This window comes from Stenotrophomonas sp. 71799_Sma (genome assembly GCF_056482505.1).
Map to the genome: position 1 here is coordinate 3,057,154 of NZ_CM151202.1, position 22,635 is coordinate 3,079,788.

Below are 22,635 nucleotides of genomic sequence, written 5' to 3' on the forward strand. Positions count from 1 at the left end.
CCCCATCCCGGCCCACCCTGGCGGCCCCGCTTTGCGGGGCCGTTTTTTTGTGGCGTATGGACTGAGCGCTACGTCATCCACGCATGGCGTGGCTCTACCGCACGTGCGCATGGATACGCTGCCATGCGCGACGCTCACCAGAACGTTAGGCTGGGGCCATGAACTACATCGTGACCACTGCACACCGCAGCGAATTTCCGCACCCGATCACCCTGCGCCGTGGCCAGGCGCTGGTGGTGGGCGAACGTTATGAAGGGCCTGAAGGCTGGGAAGACTGGTTCCTGTGCGAGGCAGAGGGCCAGCAGCCGGGATTCGTGCCCGCGCCGGTGATCGGCCGCGACGCGCAGGGTGGCGCATTTGCCACGGAAGACTACTGTGCGCGCGAACTGAATGTGGATCCCGGGCAGCTGCTGCGTGGCGAGCGCACGCTCAATGGCTGGACGTGGTGCGTGCCGGAGACGGGTGAACCGGGCTGGGTGCCGTTGGAGAAGGTGCGGGTTGTGGAGTGATCACGGTGGTTCATCCACGCATTGCGTGGATGTAGCCCGCATCGTAGATCCACGCCATGCGTGGATACGGTGCCATGCAAGCATGGCACCCACCAGAGCCAGAGCAGTGCCATGCAAGCATGGCACCCACCCCATCAGGCTATCAGCCGATGGTTTCCAGGCCACCCATGTACGGGCGCAGGGCCTCCGGCACGGTGATGCTGCCGTCGGCGTTCTGGTAGTTCTCCATCACCGCGATCATCGCGCGGCCCACCGCCACGCCCGAACCGTTCAGGGTATGCGCCAGTTCCGGTTTGCCGGTGGCCGGGTTGCGCCAGCGGGCCTGCATGCGGCGGGCCTGGAAGTCACCACAGTTCGAGCACGAGGAGATCTCGCGGTAGGTCTCCTGCGACGGCAGCCAGACTTCCAGGTCGTAGGTCTTCACCGCCGAGAAGCCCATGTCGCCGGTGCACAGCAGCACCTTGCGGTACGGCAGGCCCAGCTTTTCCAGAACCACTTCGGCGCAACGGGTCATGCGCTGGTGTTCGGCGTCGCTGTCTTCCGGGCGGCTGATCGAGACCAGCTCGACCTTCTCGAACTGGTGCTGGCGGATCATGCCGCGCACGTCGCGGCCACCGCTGCCGGCCTCGGCACGGAAGCACATCGAGTGGGCGGTCATGCGCAGCGGCAGGCGCTCGGCATCGACGATCTCATCGCGCACGATGTTGGTCAGCGGCACTTCCGAGGTCGGGATCAGGTAGCGCGTGGAATCGCCCACGGCGGTCTTGAACAGGTCGTCCTCGAACTTCGGCAGCTGGCTGGTGCCGCGCAGCGAATCGGCGTTGACCAGCAGCGGCACGTTGGTTTCCTCGTAGCCGTGCTCACCGGTGTGCAGGTCGACCATGAACTGGGCCAGCGCACGGTGCAGGCGCGCGATCGGGCCGCGCAGCACGGTGAAGCGCGAACCGGACAGCTTGGCGGCGGTTTCGCCGTCCAGCCAACCGTTGCGGGCGCCCAGTTCGACGTGATCGAGCACCTTGAAGTCGAACTGGCGCGGGGTTCCCCAGCGCGCCTGCTCGACGTTGTCGTTCTCGTCGGCACCGGCCGGCACGTCATCGGCCGGCAGGTTCGGAATGCCCATCGAGATGGCGTCGATCTTCTCGCGCAGCTCGTCCAGCGCCACTTCCGAGGCCTTCAGCTCATCGGCGAAGGCAGCGACCTCGGCCATCATGGCCGAGACGTCCTCGCCCTTCGCCTTGGCCTGGCCGATGGCCTTGGAACGGCTGTTACGCAGGCTCTGCAGCTCCTGGGTCCGCACCTGGATGCGCTTGCGATCGGCCTCCAGGGACTCCAGGGCAGACACGTCGAGCTCGAAGCCGCGGCTGGTGCGCAGGCGTTCGGCGAGGTCGGCGGGCTGGTGGCGGAGCAGGGCTGGATCAAGCATGGCAGGTGTCGTGGTGGGTATCAGGGATGGGATTATCGCTTGTTATACGGATTTCTGCCGCCCGGTTCATTCCCGGCGTGGCAGAATCGGGCTATTCCGTACTGGTCCGGTCCATGTCTGCACCCCGCTCGTCGTCCGCCAAGTCGTTCACTGTGCATATCCCGCGCAACGCCCTGAAGATCGCCGGCATCGCCTTCGGCGTGGGCGTGCTGCTGTTCGTGCTGGTCTGGCTGACCGGCCGTGACAAAGAGTTCTTCCGCGCCGACCCGGCCGCACAGACCCCGCAGGAAACTGCCCAGGTCGAGCCCCTGCCGGAACCCTTGGCCGCTGCAGCCGGTTCCAGCGACATGCCTGACGCCAAGCCGGCACCGGTGGAGGAGGAAGCGCCGAAGCTGGTCGAAACCGCTCCGCCGCCACCCGCCCCGATCGCCGAGCCGGCCCCGGCCGCCCCGGGCGCTGCGCCGGCTGCGACCGGCAACAGCCAGCCGATGCCGATTGCCGGCCAGTCGCCGCCGCCGTCGTACCCCGCCGCCGCCCTGCGCGCCGGGGAAACCGGCACCGTGGTGGTACGCGTAGACGTGGACGCCACCGGCTATCCCAACAACGCCACAGTGATCCAGCGCAGTGGTTCACGCGACCTCGACCGTGCCGCCACCGACGCGGTGCGCCGGTGGCGTTTCACCCCGGCGCAGAGCAATGGCCAGGCCGTGCCCGGCAGCATTGAAGTACCGTTCGACTTCAAGACGCAGTAACTGAACGCTTCCCGGCAGGCAAACTGAACCCTGCCGGTGGCGTTGACGCAGCGCTGACACTTCCCGTCCATGGCTCGGGCAACACTTCCCACGTCGTCAGTTGACGGAAGGAGTTTGCGATGACTGCCACCACCCACGAAGACCTTCATTCGCCGCAGCTGCAGCAGGATTCGAGCGTGCAGCACAAGCCCACGTCGCCCTGGATGTGGATCGCGCTGATCGTGGCGATGTTTGCGGCCGCCCTGCTGTGGCTGCGCCATTCCAATCAGGAGGATGTGGCGCCGGCACCGGTCGGTGAGCGCATGTTGCCCGCCCCTGAGCAAGCTGCGGTGACTGATGCAGCAATACCTGCAACGCGCCAGGCTGCCCCTGCCTCCAGCCAGCACAAGGCCGCACCTGCGGTACGTAATCGCGAAGCGCGCCCGCTGGCCAGCAACCGCATGCCCACCTACCCCGCTGCTGCACTGCGCAGTGGCGTGCAGGGCAGCGTGATCGCCAGCCTCAATGTCGATACCCGTGGCAATGTCGCCAACGCTGCGATCGTTTCGCGCAGCGGCGAGCGCAGCCGCGACCTGGACCGTGCGGTGCTGAACACCGTGCAGAACTGGAAGTTCCAGCCTGCGGTGCATGACGGCCGCGCAGTAGCAAGCGTGGTGCGGGTCCCGGTGGATTTCCGTACCGAGCAGCGTTGATCGCGGACGAGGGGTTCGTGATGTTTCGACGGAGGCTTCGGCCTCCGTCTTTTTATTTGGAGAAGCGTGCCAACCAAGGTTGGCACCCACCGGGTTACGTCATCCGCCGGGCGTGGCCTTTCAGGCCAGATTGAACCCGGCGCTGCGCGCCAGGCCATCGAAGTCCGGGAAGGAGGTGGCGACGTTGGCGATATCGTTGATGCGCACTTCGCCGTCACTGATCTGGCCGGCGATGGCGAAGGCCATGGCGATGCGATGGTCACCGTGGCTTTCGGTGGTGCCACTGCCCAGGCGCACGCCGCCGTGCAGGGTGGCGCCGTCTTCGGTTTCATCCACCTGCATGCCCAGCGCGCGCAGGCCGGTGGCCATCGCGGCAAGGCGGTCGGATTCCTTCACCCGCAGCTCGGCCGCACCGCTCACCACGGTCTGGCCTTCGGCGGCCGCAGCGGCCACGAACAGCGCCGGGAACTCGTCAATCATGTCCGGCACCAGTGCTTCCGGAATGCGTGCGCCCTTCAACTGAGCGTAGCGCACCACCAGATCCGCCACCGGCTCACCGCCCTGCTCGGCCGGATTTTCTTCGGTGATGTCCGCCCCCATCAGGCGCAGCGCGTGCAGCAGGCCGGTGCGGCGCGGGTTCAGGCCGACCTGCTTCAGGCGCAGCTCGGAGCCCGGAATGATGCTGGCAGCCACCAGATAGAACGCAGCCGAAGAGAAGTCCGCCGGCACCACGATGTCAGTAGCGCGCAGGCGCTGGCCACCACGCAGGTGTGCCTTGCCGGGCGAGAATTCGATGTCCACGCCGAACGCGGACAGCATGCGCTCGGTGTAGTCACGGGTCGGGTGCGGCTCGGTCACCTGGGTTTCGCCCTGCGCGTACAGGCCGGCCAACAGCACCGCCGACTTGATCTGCGCGCTGGCCACCGGCGAGGCGAAGTCGATGCCGTGCAGCGATTGCCCGCCATGCACGTGCAGCGGCGGCGTCCCGTTTTCCTGGGTGTCGATCTTCGCGCCCATCTGCGACAGCGGGCCGGTCACGCGGCGCATCGGGCGGCCGGACAGCGACTCATCGCCGATCAGCGTGCAGTCGAATGCCTGGCCCGCCAGCAGACCGGCCAACAGGCGCATGCCGGTGCCCGCGTTGCCGCAGTCCAGCGGCGCATCCGGCGCCTTCAGGCCGTCGATACCGACGCCGTGCACGATGCGCTGCGACGGGCTGGGGGTTTCGATGCGCACGCCCAGCTGGCTGAAGATGCGCGCAGTGGCGCGGGTGTCCTCGCCTTCCAGGAAACCCTCGATATGCGAGGTGCCATCGGCCAGCGCGGCGAACATCACCGAGCGGTGCGAGACCGACTTGTCGCCGGGAATGGTCAGGCTGCCCTGCAGCGGCTGGCCCTTGCGGGCAATCCAGTGTTGCGCGTTGCTCATCGTTCGATCATTCCGTAAACGCCGGCAGCACCGGCGATGCATCAGGGGGCGGCAGCCGCAGCCACCGCAGCAGCACTCAGGGCACGGCCACCGGATAGGAGCCGAGCACCTTGATCTGCGCCGAGTGCGCTTCCAGTTCGGCCAGCGCGGCCTGCATCGGCGCGTCGTCGATGTGGCCGGCCAGGTCGATGAAGAAGCCGTATTCCCACTTGCCGTGGTGCGACGGACGCGACTCGATGCGGTTCATGCTGATGCCGTGGCGGGCGAACGGGCTGAGCACGTCGAACAGCGCACCGGGCTTGTCATGGATGAACACCAGCACCGACGTGCGGTCGTGGCCGGAGGTCGGGAAGATGTTGCGACCCACCACCAGGAAGCGGGTGGTGTTGTCGGCGTCGTTCTGGATCGGCTTGGTGACCACCTTCTTCAGGCCGTACACGTGGCCGGCACTCTCGCCACCGATGGCCGCCGCGTCATCGGCGTTGCGCGCACGGCGCGCACCTTCGGCATTGCTCGACACCGGAATTTTCTCGGCCTTCGGCAGGTTGGCGCGCAGCCAGGCTGAGGTCTGCATGAACGACTGCGGGTGCGCATAGATGCGCTCGATGTCCTCGATGCGGCCGCTGCGCGACATCAGGTACTGCTGCACGCGCAGTTCCACTTCGCCACAGATCTTCAGGTTGGAGGTCAGGAACATGTCCAGGGTGATCTGGATGGTGCCCTGCCCGGAATTCTCCACTGGCACCACGCCGAAATCGGCGTTGCCCGCTTCCACTTCCTGGAACACTTCCTCGATGCTGGCCATCGGCAGGCCCAGCGCCGAGCGGCCGAAGTGCTTGAGCACGGCCTGCTGGCTGAAGGTGCCTTCCGGGCCGAGGTAGCCGATCTTCAGTGGCTCCTGCTGGGCCAGACAGGCCGACATGATCTCGCGGTAGACGTGCACCAGCAGCTCATCGCTGAGCGGGCCTTCGTTACGGTCCACCACCATGCGCAGCACCTGCGCTTCGCGCTCGGGGCGGTAGTAGTCGACGGCGGCGGCAAGCTTGCCCTTGGCCTTGCCGACCTGGTGGGCGAAGCGCGCGCGCTCGGCGATCAGGCTCTGGATGTCGCGGTCGATCTGGTCGATCTTCGAGCGCACATCGGCCAGCGCCAGCGGCGCCAGGGTGGGTGCCGGGTTCGACGCGGCCTTGGCCTTGCCCTTCGCCTTGGTGGGCGCGCTGTCCTTGGCCGGTTCGGCCTTCTTTGGCGCCTTCTTGCTGGATTTGCTGCTTGCCATCGGAGTTCCTTGTTACGGGGCCCGCACCCGACGGTGCGCGCCGTTCATTGCTCAGCCGTGACGCTGCTGGAAATCGGCCATGAAGGCGACCAGCGCCTCGGCCCCGGCCAGCGGCATGGCGTTGTACAGCGAGGCGCGGATGCCCCCGACCACCTTGTGCCCCTTCAGCGCCAGCAGGCCGGCGGCCTTGGCTTCGGCGACGAAACGGGCATCAAGCTCGGCATTGGGCAGGAAGAACGGGATGTTCATCCGCGAGCGTGCCGGGTGTGCGACCTCGTTGCGGTAGAAGCCCCCGGAACCATCGATGGCGCCGTATACCAGCGCGGCCTTGGCGGCATTGCGCTTGGCGAACTCGGCCACGCCACCTTCGGCCAGCATCCACTTGAACACCAGGCCGGCCAGGTACCAGTTCCAGGTCGGCGGGGTGTTGAGCATCGAATCGCGGGCAACGTGCGAGCGGTAGTCGAAGATGTCCGCGCGCGGCTGGCCGCTGCGCTCGAGCAGATCGCGGCGGATGATCATCACCGCGATGCCGACCGGGCCCAGGTTCTTCTGCGCGCCGGCGTAGATCACGCCATAACGGCGCACATCCAGCGGTTCGCTGGCGATGGACGAGCTGAAGTCGGCGATCAGCGGGACGCCGCCGGTGTCGGGCACATCACGGAACTCGACGCCGTGGATGGTTTCGTTGGCGGTGATGTGCACGTAGGCGGCATCGGGCGACAGCTGCCAGTCGGCGCGCGGCGGCAGCGTGCGGTAACCATCGGCCTCGCTGCTGGCGGCGATGTTGACGTCGACGTAGACACCGGCCTGCTTGACCGCCGTCTTGCCCCAGTGGCCACTGACCACGTAATCGGCACGCTGGCCCGGGGCGGCGAAGTTGAGCGGGATCAGCGCCTGCTGGGTGGTGGCGCCACCGGACAGGAACAGCACCGCATAGTCTTCGGGGATATCGAGCAGGCGACGCAGGTCGGCCTCGGCCTCGGCGGCCACGGACATGAACTCCGCGCCGCGATGGCTCATTTCCACGATCGAGGCACCGGTACCGTGCCAGTCCAGCATTTCCGCCTGCGCCTGGCGCAGGACCGATTCCGGCAAGGTTGCAGGGCCGGCACTGAAGTTGAACGCGCGCGTCATGTCACACCTGTGGGGCAAGACCCCTAGTATGCCGCAGTGCACCAGCCTTGCGGCCTTGTGCGGCAAGGGAAATTTGGTTTCATTGGAATCCATTGGCCAGCAGCATTGCCCCGGTAGTCGCCGACCTTGGTCGGCGTACGCCGTCAGGCGTCATCCCCGCCGAAGGAGCGTGCCGACCAAGGTCGGCACCTACCAGAGCGGATACGGCCGGTTCAGATCAGCGCGCGCCGAACCAGAGCAGCAGACTGAGCAGTGCGGCCAGCAGCAGCGCACTCACCAGCAGCCACGGCCAGCGCCGGACCTTGCGCGGCGCGGCCGGCAGCATCGGCGCCTGCTCGGCGTCCTGGCTGGACTCGTCTTCATCCGGCAGCGGGCGCCGGCGCGGGTCATGCGGCACTTCCAGCACGAACCGGTGCTGGCCATCGAACACCACCTGGTCGCCTGCCTGCAGCCAGCAGTGGCGCACGGCCACGCCATTGACCCGTGTGCCATCGGCACTGCCCAGGTCACGCAACAGCACGCGCTCGCCATGCACTTCCACGCGGGCGTGCTGTTCGGCGAAGGCCGGCTCATTGATCTCGATGTCAGCGTCGCCACCGCGGCCGATCAGGCGGGACCGCGACAGCGTGAAGCTGCGGCCATGGTGCAGGCCACCGACACCGCGCAGCAGGCGCTGCTGCTCATTGGTGCCGTCACCGCTGTTCGGTGCGGGGGCCTGCAGCAGGCTCTCCACCTCGCCCTGCAGGACCATTTCCACGCCGTCCACATACACCGCATCGCCCGCACGCAGCAGCGCCATGCGCCGCACCGGGCGACCGTTCACATGAATGCCGCGGATACCGTTGCCGACCTGCAGCCAGAGGCCGCGATCATCCACGCAGAACTGCGCCAGCAGCAGGGCACCGTGGCCGGCCTCGCCCAGCCTCACACTGCCATTGGCCTGGCGCACGATGCGTTGCACCCCGGGCCGCAGCGGCTGGTCGGGCTGTTGTTGTTGGCTGAAGTGAACAAGCAGGTTCTGCACGCGGCGCAGCCTAGCAGGTTGGTCGCCAACGAAGAAGAACCCACGATGAGTGCTTGGCGCGAAGGCCCTCGATGCGCACAATGCTCGCCCTCATTAATCATCCCCGCTTTGCGCCAGGAGCCTGCATGTCCACCATCGATGTCCGCCACGCCCACGCCCTGCCCGATGCACAGGCGCGCGCCGCGATCGAACAGGTCGCCGCCAAGCTGTCCGAGCGCTTCGGCCTGAAGTCGTCCTGGACTGCCGACGTACTGAATTTCTCCGGCAGCGGCGTGGACGGTGCGATCGAACTGCAGCCGGGCGCCGTGCGCGTCACGGCCAAGCTGGGCTTCCTGCTGTCGGCGATGAAGGGCATGGTCGAAGGCGAGATCCAGCGCGTTCTGAAGGAAAAGCTGGGCTGAACCCCGGCGGCGGCCATCACGGCCGTGCAACGCCAGCGCGCGCTACTCTCGGGGCAGGCCCAACTCCCACGGGAAGTGCGATGAACCACTACGAGAACGACGACCGCCGCAACGACGACGCCTCTTTCGGTGACCAAGCCGAGCGCTTCTCGCGCAAGCTGAGTGACTCGGCGCAGCAGGTCTGGTTGGCCGGCCTGGGCGCTCTTGGCCGTGCACAGGCCGAAGGCAGCCGCTTCTTCGACGGCCTGGTGAAGGAAGGCGAAGCCTGGGAAGCCCGCCGCCGTGAACGCAACGGCGAACAGGGCCCGGGCTGGCGCGACAACGTTGAAACGTCGCTGGACGAGGCCCGCGAGAAGGCTTCCGGCACCTGGAACAAGGTTGAAAAAGCGTTCGACGACCAGGTGCAGGGCGTACTCAAGCGCCTGCACGTGCCAACCGCCGACGAGGTGACTGCGCTGGAGGCGCGCATCGACGCACTGCAGGCACGCCTGGCCAAGCTGGAAAATCGCGACGCCTCGGGCACTGATGCACCTGCACCGGGCAGCCATCAGTCGCCAGGCAGCGTGCCCTGACCGGCCATTGTTGCAATGCAATAAATTTTGATTGACAATCGCGAGCAACCCGCCAATCGCTTCGGCTGCCGTTTGTTCCCTCCCCTCACGGCTTCAGGATTGGCGGGTTTTTCGTGCCCGCCGTATGCCGATCTGAGCGTTCCATCACGCTTCCTGTCAGGAACGTCCTGACCCAGCCGGATAGTACGACCTTTACACTGTCGTCTTCCGCATTCGCCCCTTCCGCGCACCTCCTGCATGCTCCCTTGGATCCTGGCCCTGCTGTCGGCCCTGCTTACCTGTTCCCTGGCTGTTGTCTATCTGTGGTGGATCAAGCGGCGGCAGAAGGAGATGCAACTCGGCCTGCAGGCCCTGGCGGGCATGCACTGGCGCGAGTTCTCGGTACTGGTCAAGCGCATGCTGCGCGAGCAGCGCGGCCTGCGCGAACTGGATGACCCGGGCGAGGAATCCCGTGAGCCAAGCAGCGATTTCCTGCTCAGCGACGGCCCCAACAGCTGGCTGGTCTCGTGCAAGCACGGCTTGGCCTATCGCATCGGCACCGCCGCGGTGAACGAACTGGGCGCGGCCGCGCGCCTGGCCGGCGCCCGCGGCGGCGTGCTGCTGACCGAAGGCCGGATGGAACGCGACGGCCGCAGCGCCGCCGAAAAGCAGGCGGTTGAGGTGCTGGACGGCCCGCGCCTGTGGCCGTTGCTGCAGCCCTATCTACCGGCGGAAATCGAAACCCGTGTACGCGCCAGTGCCCGTCATGAAGCCCTGCGCCGGATCGCCATTGCCGCGCTCGGCTCGGTCACGCTGGGCCTGCTGGTGGGATTGAGCCTGCAAGGCTTGCATGTGCAGGACACCGCGCCTGTTGCCGAGGTGGCGGACACCCCCGCGCCGGTTGCGCCTGTGGTTGAAGCGGCGCCCGAACCGGCGCCGGCCCCCGCCACCACGCCGCCGGCCGCTGCGCCTGCACCGGCCGCGCCCTCAGCCGACGCGCGCAGCAACCCCAACCCGGATGCCGCCACGCTGGAGCGCTTCCAGGCCGATCTGTCCCGCGCCTTGGCCGGCAAGCCCGGTATCGCCAGCGGGGTCTGGCTGACCCGGCAGACGCTGGCGATCAACCGCACGGGCGAGCTGGAAAAGGTCTGGCCGCAGGTCTGCGAGGAAGTGCTGCACTACCCCGCCCTGCGCAACGTGCGCATCCAGCTCAACGCCCGCCCCGGCGTGGATGAGCCGGTGCGCTGGCGGCAGTGCGCCACGTATTGATTGGGGTGTCCGTAGATCGACGCCATGCATGGATGCCCTTGTAGCGTCGAGCCACGCTCGACTCATCGCGCATCGCGCCAACAGCAGCCGAGCATGGCTCGGCTCTACATGGCGCCTGCTCAGCCCAATGCCGCGAGATGGGCGATGTAACTGGAGCGCGATTCACCCGCCGCTCTGGCCTGCGCATCCAGCCTCGCCAGGATCCGGCGTGGCAGGCTGATATTGACCCGCTCGATGGTGTCGTCCAGCAGAGCCGGATCAATGCAGATGTACGCAAGAATCCAACGGAGGTCCTTGGATGCCTCGGCGGCGATCTTCTGTGGCGCGGAAGGTGTCGGAATCGAGCGCCCCTCATCCAGGGCCGCATCAATCCAGGCGAGCGCAGCTTCCTCGGCAGCGCTGAGCGCATCATCAAGCGTGTCGGCCGCCGAGAAGCACCCCGGCAGATCTGGAACGACCACACCCCACGCGGTGCGCTCATCGCCTGCCTCGATCAAGACTGGATATCGCATGGGCCCTCCTACGTCAGTCCTGCGAGCTTCCGCAACGCCAGCAGCAGCCCTTTCCCCAGATCCTTCCTAGGGTGAGGCACGGTGATGATGTGAGGGTGCTGCGGGTGCACGAATACATGATGGGATCCGCGAATCCGGCGCCAGGTCCAACCTGCCGCCTCCAGATCCAGGATGAGGTCCCTGCTCTTCATGCGGGGACGATACACATCGTACACACGCCCCGACAGAGTTCAAGGCGACAGCGTGTCCCGAGCGGGGCCGACCCTACCTTGCGCCAGGCGCAAAGCGCGCGACCAGGTCCCAGGCGTCGCCGAGGAACACCTGGCGCACACGGGTGATCGGCTGTTCGCCGCGCCAGGTCAGGCGCTCGATCACCAGACAGGCGGTGCCGGGCTTCACCTCCAGCAGCTTGGCGGTGGCGGTATCCGCGCCCCAAGCACTGATGCGGTGCTGGGCACGGGTCCACGAGACGTTCTGCAGCAGCCAGCTGCCCGGCGCGGTGGTACTGAAATCGACCTCCAGCACCTCGGGCACGCCCACCGGGCTGATCAGGCGGTGCTCCAGCGCCAGCGGGCGGCCGTCGGCCAGGTGCAGGCAGCGCATCGCCAACAGCATTTCGCTGCCGGCCAGCCCGACTTCACCGGCATTGCCGGCGTCGGCCAGGCGCAGGTCGCGCTGCAGCAGACGATACGCGTACTGATGACCGCGTGAGCCGACTTCCATCGCGATGTCGGGAATCTCCAGCGCCACCTGTTCCAGGTGCGGGGGCTGCCGCGCCACGAACGAACCAGCGCGGCGGCGGCGCTCGATCATGCCGCTCTCGGCCAGTGCGGTCAGCACCTTGTTCACGGTCATCCGCGAGCAGCCGTACTGCTCCATCAGCTCGTGTTCGTACGGAATACGGAAGCCCGGCGCCCACTCTCCGCTGAGGATGCGGCTTTCCAGATCGCTGCGGATACGCTGGTTGAGCGTGGCGGACTTGCTGGCCTTCACGTGATGGGATCTCGGTGGCGGGAGGCGATCAGCCCAGCACGCCGCGCAGGGCGGCAGCGAAGGCGCTGGTGATCGCCTCGCGCTGCAGGTGGCGGCCGTCGGCCACGCACTGGCGGCCATGGCGCCAGACCGATCGCAGCGCGCCATTACGTGCGGCGAACACCCAGCTGTCAAGCCATGCGTCGTCCTGCCGCGCCTGTAGCGCGGGGTGTGCGGCATCCAGCTCGACCAGATCGGCGCTGGCGCCGACCTGCAGGCCAGCAGCCACGCCCAGCGCCTGTGCACCGCCCTGCAATGCACCTTCGAACAGGAAGCGACCGCTGCTGCGGGTGGCATCCGGGGCCAGTACGTTGCGCCCGCGCAGGGTCAGGCGCTGACCGTACTCAAGCAGGCGCAGTTCCTCAGCCGCGTCGATCAGCACATTGGAATCGGAACCGACACCGAAGCGTCCACCCTCGCGCGCGAACGCCTGCATCGGGAACAGGCCGTCGCCAAGGTTGGCTTCGGTGATCGGGCACAGGCCGGCCACCGCCTGGCTGGCCACGATGGCGGCGCGCTCATCGTCGGTGATGTGGGTGGCGTGCACCAGGCACCAGCGCGCATCCACCGGCGCATGGTCGTACAGCCACTGCACCGGACGCTGGCCGCTCCAGGCCAGGCAGGCCTCCACCTCGCGCACCTGTTCGGCGATGTGGATGTGCACCGGGCCGTCGGTAAGCGGCAGCAAAGCACTCAATTCCTCGCCGGTGACTGCACGCAGGCTGTGCGGGGCAATGCCGAGCACCGCATCGGGCAGCGCGGCCAAAGACGGCTTGGCGGCGTCCAGCAGCTGCGCGAAGCCGTCCACGTCGTGGATCAGGCGTCGCTGCGCGGGGTTCGGTGCCGCTCCGCCGAAATCGGCATGCGCATAGAACACCGGCAGCAGGGTCAGCCCGATGCCGGTCTGGTCGGCCGCCGCCGCAATCCGCGCGCTCATCTCGGCACGGTTGGCATACGGCCGGCCGTCAGCATCATGGTGCAGGTAATGGAATTCGCCGACGCGGGTGAAGCCGCTTTCCAGCATTTCCATGTAGGCCTGGGCGGCGATGGCCTGCACCGCGTCCGGGCGCAGATGGGCCAGGAAGCGATACATCAGCTCGCGCCAGCTCCAGAAGCTGTCACCGTCGCCGCCGCCGATCTCGGTCAGCCCGGCCATGCCGCGCTGGAAGGCATGGCTGTGCAGGTTGGGCAGGCCCGGCACCAGGATGCCGACACGGGTATCACCCGCCTGCGCGCCCTGCCCCGTACTGATCGCCGTGAAGCGACCGTCCTGCACCTGCAGGCGGACATCGCGGGCCCAACCCTCGACCAGCAGGGCGTGGGCGGCATGGAAACTGTGCGGGGAACGCGAATCGGACATGGCTGGACAACCCGAAATGGACGCCTATATTGTATAGACATATAAGCACAGCCGCGTTGTGGATGCCATGCACGTCGATACCCTCTGGTCCAACGTTCACCTGATCACCCTCGATGGCGAGGGGCTGGGTGTCATCCGCGATGGCGTACTGGCCTGCGCCGACGGCCGCATCGTCCATGTCGGCGCGGCCGGCAGCGATGCCCACCTGCAGCCGACCACCCGCATCGACGGCGAAGGCCGCTGGATTTCGCCCGGCCTGATCGACTGCCACACCCACCTGGTCTACGCCGGCAACCGCGCCAACGAATTCGAGCAGCGCCTGCAGGGCGTCAGCTATGCCGACATCGCCCGTGCCGGCGGCGGCATCGTCTCCACCGTGCGCGCCACCCGCGCCGCCACACCGGAACAGCTGGCCAGCGAAAGCCGGCCGCGCCTGCTGGCAATGCGCGCCGAGGGCGTGACCACCCTCGAGATCAAGTCCGGCTACGGCCTGACCCTGCCCGACGAACGCAAGCAGCTGCAGGTGGCGCGTGCGCTGGGCGAGGAATGCAGGGTCAACGTGGTGACCACCTTCCTCGGCGCACATGCGATTCCGCCAGGCCGCGAAGCACAGGAATACACCGACGAGGTGTGCAACGTGATGATTCCGGCCATCGCCGCCGAAGGCTTGGCCGAAGCGGTGGATGTGTTCTGCGAGAACATCGCGTTCTCGCCGGCGCAGGCGCGGCAGGTCTTCGAAGCGGCGCGCGCCAACGGGCTGGCGGTGAAGATCCACGCCGAGCAGCTGAGCAACCAGCATGGCGCCGAACTGGCCGCCAGCTTCGGTGCCCTCTCGGCCGACCATATCGAACACCTGGACGATGCCGGCATTGCCGCGATGGCGGCGGCCGGCACCGTCGCCGTGCTGCTGCCCGGTGCCTTCTATTTCACCCGCGATACCACCCTGCCACCGATCGCGGCGCTGCGTGCGGCCGGCGTGCCGCTGGCGCTGGCCACCGACAGCAACCCGGGCACCTCGCCGCTGACCAGCCCACTGCTGGCGATGAACATGGGCGCCACCCTGTTCCGCCTGACCGTGGACGAGTGCATCGCCGGCTTCACCCGTGAAGCAGCGCGCGCTCTGGGCCATGGCGACCGCATCGGCCGCCTGGCCGTGGGCATGGACTGCGACCTGGCGATCTGGGACATCGACGCCCCCGCCGACCTGGTCTATCGCATTGGATTCAACCCGCTGCACGCGCGCGTGGTGCGCGGACAGCCCGACCTGCCTGCCTCCTGGAGCAACACATGAGCAACACCCTGGTTCTTCGCCCCGGCCATGTCACCCTCGCCCAGTGGCGGCAGGCCTATCGCGGTGCGCCGCTTGCACTGGACCCGGCCGCGCTGCCGGTGGTGCGTGCCAGTGCCGCGACCGTGGCCGCCATCGTCGCCAAGGGCGCGCCGGTCTATGGCATCAACACCGGCTTCGGCAAGCTGGCCAGCGTGCGCATCGAGCGCGAGGACCTGGCTACCCTGCAGCGGAACATCGTGCTCTCGCATGCGGCCGGTGTGGGCGAGCCGATGCCGGCGAATGTGGTGCGACTGATGATGGCGCTGAAGCTGGTCAGCCTGGCGCAGGGCGCTTCGGGCGTGCGCGAGGAAACCCTGCTGCTGCTGGAAGCAATGCTGGTCAAGGGCGTGCTGCCGGTGGTGCCCGCACAGGGCTCGGTGGGTGCCTCGGGTGACCTGGCGCCGCTCTCGCACCTGGCCAGCGTGATGCTGGGCGTCGGCGAAGCCTTCATCGGTGACGAACGCCTACCGGCGGTCGACGCACTGGCACGTGCCGGCCTGCAACCGATCGAGCTGGGCGCGAAGGAAGGCCTGGCGCTGCTCAACGGCACCCAGTTCTCCACCGCCTATGCGCTGGCCGGCCTGTTCGAGATCGAAACCGTGTTCCAGGCCGCGTTGGTCACCGGCGCGCTGTCGGTGGAAGCGGCCAAGGGCTCGGATACCCCGTTCGACCCGCGCATCCATGCCATCCGCGGCCAGCGCGGGCAGATCGCCACTGCCGCCACCCTGCGCACGTTGATGCAGGGCTCGGACATCCGCGAATCGCATCGTGACAACGACGTACGCGTGCAGGACCCGTACTGCCTGCGCTGCCAGCCGCAGGTGATGGGCGCGGCGCTGGACATCCTGCGCCAGGCCGCGACCACGCTGGAAATCGAAGCCAACGGCGTCTCCGACAATCCGCTGGTGTTCACCGATACCGGCGAAGCACTGTCCGGTGGCAACTTCCACGCCGAGCCGGTCGCATTCGCCGCCGACATGCTGGCCATGGCGGTGTGCGAGATCGGTTCGATCAGCGAGCGCCGCCTGGCGATGCTGGTCGACCCGGCCCTGTCCGGCCTGCCGGCGTTCCTGACCCCGCGTCCGGGCCTGAATTCCGGCTTCATGATTCCACAGGTGACCGCGGCTGCGCTGGTCTCGGAAAACAAGCAGCGTGCCTACCCGGCCAGTGTTGATTCGATCCCGACCTCGGCCAACCAGGAAGACCACGTGTCGATGGCCGCGCACGGCGCGCGGCGCCTGATGCAGATGGCCGAGAACGCCGCCAACGTGATCGGCATCGAACTGCTGGCCGCTGCGCAGGGCTGCGACTTCCATGCGCCGCTGCGCTCCAGCGCCGCGCTGGAAACCGTGCGCGCCACCCTGCGTGCGCAGGTGCCGACGCTGGAAGAAGACCGCTACTTCCACCCGGACATGGTGACCGCCACGAATCTTGTGCGCAGCGGTGCACTGGCGCAGGGCCTGGGAGAGCTGCTGCCGACCGTGGAACCGCAGGCATGAATGCCCATCCCGAATGGTTGACGGTGCACGAGGGCGACGCCCCGTTGATCGTCAGCTTCCCGCATACCGGCAGCGAACTGCCGCACGACCTGATCGGCGACTACCACTCGCCGTGGCTGGCCCGTCGCGATGCTGACTGGTGGGTGCACGAGCTGTACGACTTCGTGCGCGGCATGGGCGCCACCACGGTGCGCTCGGCGATCTCGCGCTCGGTGATCGACCTCAACCGCGATCCCAGCGGTGTGTCGCTGTACCCGGGTCAGAACACCACCGGCCTGTGTCCGCTGACCACCTTCGACAACCAGCCGCTGTACCACGCCGGGCGCGAACCGGATGACGCGGAAATCGCTCGTCGCCGCGACACGTATTTCCTTCCTTACCACGATGCGCTGGCCGCACAGATCACGCGCCTGCGTGCACGCCACGGCACCGTGGTGGTGTATGACGCGCACTCGATCCGCTCGCATATCCCGCACCTGTTCGAAGGCGAGCTGCCGCAGTTCAACCTCGGTACCGCCGGCCCGTCCGGCGCACCGGACACGTCCTGCGACAACGCCTTGAGCGATGTGGTGGAGAACCTGCTGAAGATCAGCGGCATGAGCCAGGTACGCAACGGCCGCTTCAAGGGCGGCTGGATCACCCGCCACTACAGCAACATCGCCGGTGGCGTGCACAGCCTGCAGATGGAACTTGCCTGCCGCGGCTACATGCACGAACCCCTGCCGGACCAGGTGGACGAACACAGCTGGCCCACCCCGCTCGACCCCGATCACGCCGCACCGCTGCGCCACACCTTGGCGCAGGTGCTCAACGCCTGCCTTGAATTCGCTACGAACCGGAGCGCCGCATGACCCGCAACGACCCGACCCGCACCATTGCCGCGCCGACAGGCACCACGCTCAACGCCAAGAGCTGGCTGACCGAAGCGCCGCTGCGCATGCTGATGAACAACCTGCACCCGGACGTGGCCGAGCGCCCGCAGGAACTGGTGGTGTACGGCGGTATCGGCCGCGCCGCGCGCGACTGGGAGAGCTTCGATGCCATCGTCGAGACGCTCAAGCGCCTGGACGACGACCAGACTCTGCTGGTGCAGTCGGGCAAGCCGGTGGGCGTGTTCCGCACCCATGCCGATGCGCCGCGCGTGCTGATCGCCAATTCCAACCTGGTGCCGCGCTGGGCCAACTGGGACCACTTCAACGAGCTGGATAAAAAGGGCCTGGCCATGTACGGCCAGATGACTGCCGGCAGCTGGATCTACATCGGCGCGCAAGGCATCGTGCAGGGCACCTACGAGACCTTCGTGGAGATGGGCCGCCAGCATTTCGGTGGCGACCTGACCGGCAAGTGGCTGTTCACCGGTGGCCTCGGTGGCATGGGTGGCGCGCAGCCGCTGGCTGCCGTGATGGCCGGCGCGTCCTGCCTGGCCGTCGAGTGCCGCAAGAGCAGCATCGACATGCGCCTGCGCACCGGCTACCTGGATACCTGGACCGACAACCTGGACGAAGCGCTGCGGCTGATCGATGAATCGTGCAAGGCCGGTACGCCGAAGTCGGTGGGCCTGCTCGGCAACGTGGCCGACGTACTGGCTGAACTGCTCAAGCGCGGCGTGAAGCCGGACCTGCTGACCGATCAGACCTCCGCGCACGACCCGGTGAACGGCTACCTGCCGCAGGGCTGGACGGTCGAGCAGTGGGATGAGAAACGTGTCTCCGCGCCCAAGGAAGTGGAGAAAGCCGCGCGCGCGTCGATGGCCAACCACATCCGCGCCATGCTTGGCTTCCACGCGCTGGGCGTGCCGACCGTGGACTACGGCAACAACCTGCGGCAGATGGCACTGGAGGAAGGCGTGGCCAATGCCTTCGACTTCCCCGGTTTCGTGCCGGCCTACATCCGCCCGCTGTTCTGCCGCGGCATCGGCCCGTTCCGCTGGGCCGCACTGAGCGGCGATCCGGAAGACATCGCCAAGACCGATGCCAAGGTGAAGGAACTGATTCCGGACAACCCGCACCTGCACCGCTGGCTGGACATGGCTGCCGAGAAGATCAAGTTCCAGGGCCTGCCCGCGCGCATCTGCTGGGTGGGTCTGGGTGACCGCGATCGCCTCGGCCTGGCCTTCAACGAGATGGTGGCCAACGGCGAGCTGAAGGCGCCGGTGGTGATCGGCCGCGACCACCTGGACAGCGGCAGCGTTGCCTCGCCGAACCGCGAAACCGAAGCGATGGCCGACGGTTCCGATGCCGTGTCCGACTGGCCGCTGCTGAACGCCCTGCTCAACACCGCCAGCGGCGCCACCTGGGTGTCGCTGCACCATGGCGGCGGCGTCGGCATGGGCTTCTCGCAGCACGCGGGCATGGTGATCGTCTGCGACGGCACCGAGGCCGCGGCCAAGCGGATTGGCCGCGTGCTGTGGAACGACCCGGCCACAGGCGTGATGCGCCATGCCGATGCAGGCTATGAAATCGCGATCGACTGCGCGAAGGAAAAGGGGCTGGATCTGCCAGGAATCCTGGGCTGATCGCAGGGGTGCCGGCCAGCGGCCGGCACTACCGGAAGCGTAGGGTAGTGCCGGCCGCTGGCCGGCTCTCCCTGATGCGGGAATCGGTGCCCTTGACCCGCTCCCCCGCCGCTGACCAACATGCGCCATCACCGCTGACGGATCACCGCGATGTACCGCACCCTTGCTGCTGCATTGCTCTGCGCCCTGTTCGCTGCTCCGCCCGCTTCCGCGCGTGACCTCCGCGTCGGCCTCTCTTCACAGCTCGACGCCCAACTGCAGAGCAACCGCGAGCGCTACGGCATTGCCGGCCAGGCGGTACTGGTCGCCCACAACGGCCAGGTGCTGTACCAGGGCGCCAGCGGCGAACGCGATCCCGCTGCCCATGTGCCTGCCACTGTCGATACCATCTTCGCCGCGCAATCGATGGCCAAGCTGCTGACCAGCACGCTGGTGATGCAGCTGGTGGACCAGGGCAAGGTGGATCTGGATGCACCAGCCAGCCGCTATGTGCCGGACCTGCCATCAGCATGGCAGACCATTCACGTGCGCGATTTTCTCAACCACAGCTCGGGTGTCGGCGAGTACTACGAACGCATGGACAACCGCTGGGTGAGCAAGGGCTACCCCGGCGTGGCCCCCGATCTTGCAACTGCGTTGAACGTCGCCGCTGCGGCACCGATGCAGTTCACCACCGGTACCCGCGTGCAGTACACCCAGGCCAACTACCTGGTGCTGACCGCCTTGTTGGAAGCGCACTACCGCAAGCCCTACCCGGCCATCGCGCGCGAACGCATCCTGCTGCCATTGAAGATGACCAGTACCTCGTGGGGCATCACCAGCGTGCCGGCGCAGCGCGCGGCGGTGCCGTACATCGGCAAAGACGGCGCATTGCAGCCGGCCAATGAAGACCCCTGGCCGAACTACGGTTGGGGACACGCCGACCTGCAGACCACCGTGGGCGACATGAACCGTTTCCTGCAGGCGCTGGCGACCGGCAAGCTGCTGCGCACGGCGACCCTGGAAAAACTCTGGCAGCCGCAGAAACTGGCCGGCGGTGGCAGCAATTTCTTCTCCACCGGTTGGGATACCACCCGCAGCGACGGCTACACCCAGGTCGGCCACGATGGCGGCACCCGTGTACGTGCGCGGCTGGCCTACAAGGGCACGCTGGCCAACGGCTACTGGGTGTTCGTGTACCTGACCAACGGCAGCACCCGCAATGTCTGGTCGAGCACGCTGGTCGAGAGCACGATGGCGGTGGCCGCGCCGGAGGAGTTCCCACATACGGTGTTGTCCGAGCGACTGATCGCGTATGCGCTGGATGACAGCGCTGGCGCGGCCGAAGCTGTGCATCGCTGGCTGCGCGACAGCAACAAGGTTGCTGCCAGAGAACTGGAACGCGCGATCAATGCCGATGGTTACGCGATCCGCGAGAGCCTCGGGGCACGCAAGGCAGTAAAGGTATTTGCTCTCAACACCGAGCTGTATCCGGATTCGGCAAATGCGTGGGACAGCCTGGCGGAATGCCAAGCGGCGCTGGGTGAGAAGGAGGCGGCCGATCGGCTGTATGCAAAGGCCAAGGCGCTGGCGAAGCCGGCGCTGTAGAGTCGAGCCGTGCTCGACTGCGGGACACAGAGGCAGTCGAGCAAGGCTCGACTCTACAGAAAGCGAAAAGCAGTCGAGCAAGCTCGACTCTGCAAGGAGCGCGGGCGGCCACACGCCGCCGATGGGTGACGTGACGCCGCCGACCTGTTAACTTGCGCGCCACTTTTGTGGTTTACAGCATTTCCGCATGTCGTTCTCGTCGTACCGCCCCACCCCGTCGCTGTTGTTCCTGGCCGTTTCCCTTGGCCTCTCCACCACCGCCGCTGCTGCGCCGCAGGCCACCACCCTCGATGCGGTGCGGGTCACCGCCGCCGATGCCAGCGCCCAGGTGCGCGAGGCGCTGAAGCGCGTACCCGGCGCCAGCAACGTCATCGACGTGACCAAGGCGGACAGCCGGCTGTCCAGCAGTGCCGATGTGCTGGCCTACCAGCCGGGCATCAGCGCGCAGTCGCCGGGCAACGAAGGCACCAAGATTTCGATCCGTGGCTCAGGCATCAACCGGGGCCCGGGCGCGCATGCCTCGGGTATTGCGGTGTCGATCGACGGCCTGCCACTGACCGGCCCGGGCGGCACGCCCTACGAGCTGCTGGAACCGCTGTGGCTGTCCCGCGTGGAAGTACTGCGCGGCGCCAACGGTTTCGAGCGTGGCGCGCTGGCGCTGGGCGGTGCCATCGACTACGTCAGCCGCAGCGGTCGTGATTCGGCGGGCGTACAGCTGCACTACGAAGCCGGTAGCCGTGGCTACCAGAAGCGCGGCATCAGCTGGGGCGGCGTCAATGGTGATGTCGATTACTTCCTGGCCTACACCGATACCGAGTTCGATGGCTATCAGCGCCATGCGCGCGGCGACGGCAAGGGCGCGATGGCCAACATCGGCTGGCAGATCACGCCCGACCTGCAGACGCGCTTCTTCGTGCGCTACCGCGAAACCAATCATGAAACACCCGGGCGCCTGACCCGCGATCAGATCCGCAACGACCCACGTGCCGCGAATGCGGCCAACCTGGCCATCGACGCGCGCCGCCCGCAGCCGGGCAGCACGTGGGTGGGCAACGTCACCACGCTGCAGATCGATGAGGATTCCTCGCTGCAGGCCGGGCTGGTCTATCACAAGTACCCGATGGACTTGAACGAGAGCCTGTACCGCCAGCAGCTGGACTACGCCAACCTCAACGCCACGCTGGACTACCGCCACCGCCACCGGCTGTTCGGCCTGGACAGCGAAACCACGGTCGGCCTGCGCGTCACCCATGATCTGGACGCCGATGTGCGCGAGTCGCTGCGCTTTGCCAGCAACGGCTATGCCGCCGGCACGCGCACGCGTGATTTCCGCCACCACGGCACCGACAGCACGCTGCACGTCAGCAACACCCTGGCCTTCAACGACCGCCTGCGCGTGCAGACCGGGCTGGCACTGATCAATACCCATCGCGATGTGCAGGTGACTTGGCCGAGCAGCGGCGGCCGCCTGCGCGACCACGACTGGGACTACGCGCCGCGACTGGGCTTCACCTGGCAGCACAGCGCCCAGACCCAGTGGTTCGGCAACCTCAGCCGCTCGGTGGAAGCACCGCACCCGTGGTCGATGATCTGGGGCTCGAACCAGTACTTCGGGCCGGGCAATGGCCCGTCTACCGGCCGCCAGCGCGCGCCGGTGCCGATGCAGAACCAGACCGCCACCACGCTGGAACTGGGCGCGCGCGGTGACGCGGCGCTGGGTCGCTGGGAACTGACCGGCTACTACGCACACGTGAACCACGAACTGCTGAGCGTCGAGCTGCAACCGGTGCCGAACCTGTTCATCGCCGAGAACAACGCCAGCCCCACCGTTCACCGCGGCATCGAAGCCGGGTTGGACAGCACCCTGTGGCAGGCTGCACCGGGCCGCCTGTCGCTGCGCCAGGCGTACACCTTCAGCGATTTCCGCTATCGCCACGACGCGCGTTTCGGCAGCAACCGCCTGCCCGGCCTGCCACTGCACAGCTACCAGGCCGAGCTGCGCTTCGATCACGCGTCCGGCCTGTACGCTGCGCTCAATTCCGAATACGCCTCGCGCATCGCCGTGGACTACGCCAACAGCTACTGGGCCGACAGCCATGTGATCTTCGGCAGCCGCATCGGCTACGACGCACCCGGTGGCCGCTGGCAGGCCTGGGCGGAGATGCGCAACATCGGCAACCGCCACTATGCCGCCACGGTTACGCCGGGCTACGACGACGCCGGCAAGGATGTCGCGCGCTCAACACCGGGCGAAGGCCGTGGGGTCTATGCAGGCGTGCGCTTGCGCTTTGATTGATTGCCTCAGGCGGCGCCGGGCGTGATCCGGCGCCGCCGTTAC

General features: G+C 67.3%; 21 protein-coding genes. 12 read left to right on the top strand and 9 right to left on the bottom strand.

What is annotated here, in order from left to right; all coding sequences use genetic code 11:
* Positions 1-158: 158 nt before the first annotated feature.
* Positions 159-509, top strand: a complete 351-nt coding sequence (locus tag ACZK4Z_RS14300; protein WP_125892017.1) for an SH3 domain-containing protein — start codon at positions 159-161, stop codon at positions 507-509.
* A 142-nt stretch (positions 510-651) separates the two neighbouring features.
* Here ACZK4Z_RS14300 and serS read toward each other — a convergent pair whose 3' ends face one another.
* A complete protein-coding gene (serS, locus tag ACZK4Z_RS14305) occupies positions 652-1,932 on the bottom strand; it encodes a serine--tRNA ligase (protein WP_125892019.1) in 1,281 nt (426 codons plus the stop codon).
* Between the two features lie 113 nt (positions 1,933-2,045).
* On the opposite strand from serS, the gene ACZK4Z_RS14310 reads away from it, so the two are divergent.
* Both ACZK4Z_RS14310 and ACZK4Z_RS14315 read left to right on the top strand, forming a co-directional pair.
* Positions 2,046-2,684 carry an energy transducer TonB gene (locus tag ACZK4Z_RS14310; protein ID WP_121503608.1) on the top strand — a complete coding sequence of 213 codons (639 nt, stop codon included), beginning with the start codon at positions 2,046-2,048 and terminating at the stop codon, positions 2,682-2,684.
* A gap of 119 nt (positions 2,685-2,803) precedes the next feature.
* A complete protein-coding gene (locus ACZK4Z_RS14315) occupies positions 2,804-3,376 on the top strand; it encodes an energy transducer TonB (protein ID WP_125892021.1) in 573 nt (190 codons plus the stop codon).
* 120 nt (positions 3,377-3,496) lie between these two features.
* Here the strand turns inward: ACZK4Z_RS14315 and aroA are convergent, their stop codons facing one another.
* The 4 genes from aroA to ACZK4Z_RS14335 form a co-directional block, all read right to left on the bottom strand.
* Complete coding sequence (aroA, locus tag ACZK4Z_RS14320; protein ID WP_125892023.1) at positions 3,497-4,804, bottom strand: 3-phosphoshikimate 1-carboxyvinyltransferase; 1,308 nt, start codon at positions 4,802-4,804, stop codon at positions 3,497-3,499.
* Positions 4,805-4,880: 76 nt separating this feature from the next.
* Entirely contained in the window at positions 4,881-6,080 is a 1,200-nt protein-coding gene (pheA, locus tag ACZK4Z_RS14325) for a prephenate dehydratase (protein WP_014037689.1), read from the bottom strand.
* Positions 6,081-6,131: 51 nt separating this feature from the next.
* Positions 6,132-7,217, bottom strand: coding sequence for a 3-phosphoserine/phosphohydroxythreonine transaminase (gene serC / locus ACZK4Z_RS14330; protein WP_125892025.1), 1,086 nt, complete (start codon positions 7,215-7,217; stop codon positions 6,132-6,134).
* Between the two features lie 217 nt (positions 7,218-7,434).
* Complete coding sequence (locus ACZK4Z_RS14335) at positions 7,435-8,241, bottom strand: FHA domain-containing protein (protein ID WP_125892027.1); 807 nt, start codon at positions 8,239-8,241, stop codon at positions 7,435-7,437.
* 125 nt (positions 8,242-8,366) lie between these two features.
* On the opposite strand from ACZK4Z_RS14335, the gene ACZK4Z_RS14340 reads away from it, so the two are divergent.
* From ACZK4Z_RS14340 to ACZK4Z_RS14350, 3 genes are all read left to right on the top strand, one after another.
* Positions 8,367-8,642 carry a polyhydroxyalkanoic acid system family protein gene (locus tag ACZK4Z_RS14340; RefSeq protein ID WP_005417302.1) on the top strand — a complete coding sequence of 92 codons (276 nt, stop codon included), beginning with the start codon at positions 8,367-8,369 and terminating at the stop codon, positions 8,640-8,642.
* Between the two features lie 80 nt (positions 8,643-8,722).
* A complete protein-coding gene (locus tag ACZK4Z_RS14345; protein ID WP_032127716.1) occupies positions 8,723-9,214 on the top strand; it encodes a phasin family protein in 492 nt (163 codons plus the stop codon).
* A gap of 237 nt (positions 9,215-9,451) precedes the next feature.
* Positions 9,452-10,462: a restriction endonuclease gene (locus ACZK4Z_RS14350; RefSeq protein ID WP_125892029.1), complete on the top strand. Its 1,011-nt coding sequence runs from the start codon at positions 9,452-9,454 to the stop codon at positions 10,460-10,462.
* A gap of 119 nt (positions 10,463-10,581) precedes the next feature.
* Here the strand turns inward: ACZK4Z_RS14350 and ACZK4Z_RS14355 are convergent, their stop codons facing one another.
* The 4 genes from ACZK4Z_RS14355 to ACZK4Z_RS14370 form a co-directional block, all read right to left on the bottom strand.
* Positions 10,582-10,974: a type II toxin-antitoxin system HicB family antitoxin gene (locus ACZK4Z_RS14355; protein ID WP_125892031.1), complete on the bottom strand. Its 393-nt coding sequence runs from the start codon at positions 10,972-10,974 to the stop codon at positions 10,582-10,584.
* Positions 10,975-10,982: 8 nt separating this feature from the next.
* Entirely contained in the window at positions 10,983-11,165 is a 183-nt protein-coding gene (locus ACZK4Z_RS14360; RefSeq protein WP_125892033.1) for a type II toxin-antitoxin system HicA family toxin, read from the bottom strand.
* Positions 11,166-11,238: 73 nt separating this feature from the next.
* Positions 11,239-11,967, bottom strand: coding sequence for a histidine utilization repressor (gene hutC, locus ACZK4Z_RS14365; RefSeq protein WP_125892035.1), 729 nt, complete (start codon positions 11,965-11,967; stop codon positions 11,239-11,241).
* A 28-nt stretch (positions 11,968-11,995) separates the two neighbouring features.
* The gene (locus tag ACZK4Z_RS14370; RefSeq protein ID WP_125892037.1) at positions 11,996-13,366 is read right to left on the bottom strand and encodes a formimidoylglutamate deiminase; all 1,371 of its coding nucleotides are present in this window, start codon (positions 13,364-13,366) and stop codon (positions 11,996-11,998) included.
* A 67-nt stretch (positions 13,367-13,433) separates the two neighbouring features.
* Here ACZK4Z_RS14370 and hutI point away from each other — a divergent pair, with 67 nt between their 5' ends.
* From hutI to ACZK4Z_RS14400, 6 genes are all read left to right on the top strand, one after another.
* On the top strand, positions 13,434-14,657 hold the full coding sequence (gene hutI, locus ACZK4Z_RS14375) for an imidazolonepropionase (RefSeq protein ID WP_125892038.1): 1,224 nt from the start codon (positions 13,434-13,436) through the stop codon (positions 14,655-14,657).
* Positions 14,654-16,195: a histidine ammonia-lyase gene (gene hutH / locus ACZK4Z_RS14380; protein WP_125892040.1), complete on the top strand. Its 1,542-nt coding sequence runs from the start codon at positions 14,654-14,656 to the stop codon at positions 16,193-16,195. Before hutI ends, hutH begins: the two co-directional genes overlap by 4 nt.
* Complete coding sequence (gene hutG / locus ACZK4Z_RS14385) at positions 16,192-17,046, top strand: N-formylglutamate deformylase (RefSeq protein ID WP_125892042.1); 855 nt, start codon at positions 16,192-16,194, stop codon at positions 17,044-17,046. The genes hutH and hutG overlap by 4 nt, the downstream gene beginning before the upstream one ends.
* Positions 17,043-18,710 (top strand): urocanate hydratase, encoded by a 1,668-nt coding sequence (gene hutU / locus ACZK4Z_RS14390; RefSeq protein WP_049399643.1) that lies wholly within the window; start codon positions 17,043-17,045, stop codon positions 18,708-18,710. The genes hutG and hutU overlap by 4 nt, the downstream gene beginning before the upstream one ends.
* A 150-nt stretch (positions 18,711-18,860) precedes the next feature.
* Complete coding sequence (locus ACZK4Z_RS14395; RefSeq protein WP_125892044.1) at positions 18,861-20,297, top strand: serine hydrolase domain-containing protein; 1,437 nt, start codon at positions 18,861-18,863, stop codon at positions 20,295-20,297.
* A gap of 187 nt (positions 20,298-20,484) precedes the next feature.
* Positions 20,485-22,593, top strand: coding sequence for a TonB-dependent receptor family protein (locus ACZK4Z_RS14400; protein ID WP_125892046.1), 2,109 nt, complete (start codon positions 20,485-20,487; stop codon positions 22,591-22,593).
* Positions 22,594-22,635: the final 42 nt, after the last annotated feature.

Bases quoted from the DNA above. Each gene is read 5' to 3' on its own strand.
- ACZK4Z_RS14300 (WP_125892017.1), top strand. From the start codon at position 159: ATGAACTACATCGTGACCACTGCACACCGCAGCGAATTTCCGCACCCG.
- serS (WP_125892019.1), bottom strand. From the start codon at position 1,932: ATGCTTGATCCAGCCCTGCTCCGCCACCAGCCCGCCGACCTCGCCGAA.
- ACZK4Z_RS14310 (WP_121503608.1), top strand. From the start codon at position 2,046: ATGTCTGCACCCCGCTCGTCGTCCGCCAAGTCGTTCACTGTGCATATC.
- ACZK4Z_RS14315 (WP_125892021.1), top strand. From the start codon at position 2,804: ATGACTGCCACCACCCACGAAGACCTTCATTCGCCGCAGCTGCAGCAG.
- aroA (WP_125892023.1), bottom strand. From the start codon at position 4,804: ATGAGCAACGCGCAACACTGGATTGCCCGCAAGGGCCAGCCGCTGCAG.
- pheA (WP_014037689.1), bottom strand. From the start codon at position 6,080: ATGGCAAGCAGCAAATCCAGCAAGAAGGCGCCAAAGAAGGCCGAACCG.
- serC (WP_125892025.1), bottom strand. From the start codon at position 7,217: ATGACGCGCGCGTTCAACTTCAGTGCCGGCCCTGCAACCTTGCCGGAA.
- ACZK4Z_RS14340 (WP_005417302.1), top strand. From the start codon at position 8,367: ATGTCCACCATCGATGTCCGCCACGCCCACGCCCTGCCCGATGCACAG.
- ACZK4Z_RS14345 (WP_032127716.1), top strand. From the start codon at position 8,723: ATGAACCACTACGAGAACGACGACCGCCGCAACGACGACGCCTCTTTC.
- ACZK4Z_RS14350 (WP_125892029.1), top strand. From the start codon at position 9,452: ATGCTCCCTTGGATCCTGGCCCTGCTGTCGGCCCTGCTTACCTGTTCC.
- ACZK4Z_RS14355 (WP_125892031.1), bottom strand. From the start codon at position 10,974: ATGCGATATCCAGTCTTGATCGAGGCAGGCGATGAGCGCACCGCGTGG.
- ACZK4Z_RS14360 (WP_125892033.1), bottom strand. From the start codon at position 11,165: ATGAAGAGCAGGGACCTCATCCTGGATCTGGAGGCGGCAGGTTGGACC.
- ACZK4Z_RS14370 (WP_125892037.1), bottom strand. From the start codon at position 13,366: ATGTCCGATTCGCGTTCCCCGCACAGTTTCCATGCCGCCCACGCCCTG.
- hutI (WP_125892038.1), top strand. From the start codon at position 13,434: ATGCACGTCGATACCCTCTGGTCCAACGTTCACCTGATCACCCTCGAT.
- hutH (WP_125892040.1), top strand. From the start codon at position 14,654: ATGAGCAACACCCTGGTTCTTCGCCCCGGCCATGTCACCCTCGCCCAG.
- hutG (WP_125892042.1), top strand. From the start codon at position 16,192: ATGAATGCCCATCCCGAATGGTTGACGGTGCACGAGGGCGACGCCCCG.
- hutU (WP_049399643.1), top strand. From the start codon at position 17,043: ATGACCCGCAACGACCCGACCCGCACCATTGCCGCGCCGACAGGCACC.
- ACZK4Z_RS14395 (WP_125892044.1), top strand. From the start codon at position 18,861: ATGTACCGCACCCTTGCTGCTGCATTGCTCTGCGCCCTGTTCGCTGCT.
- ACZK4Z_RS14400 (WP_125892046.1), top strand. From the start codon at position 20,485: ATGTCGTTCTCGTCGTACCGCCCCACCCCGTCGCTGTTGTTCCTGGCC.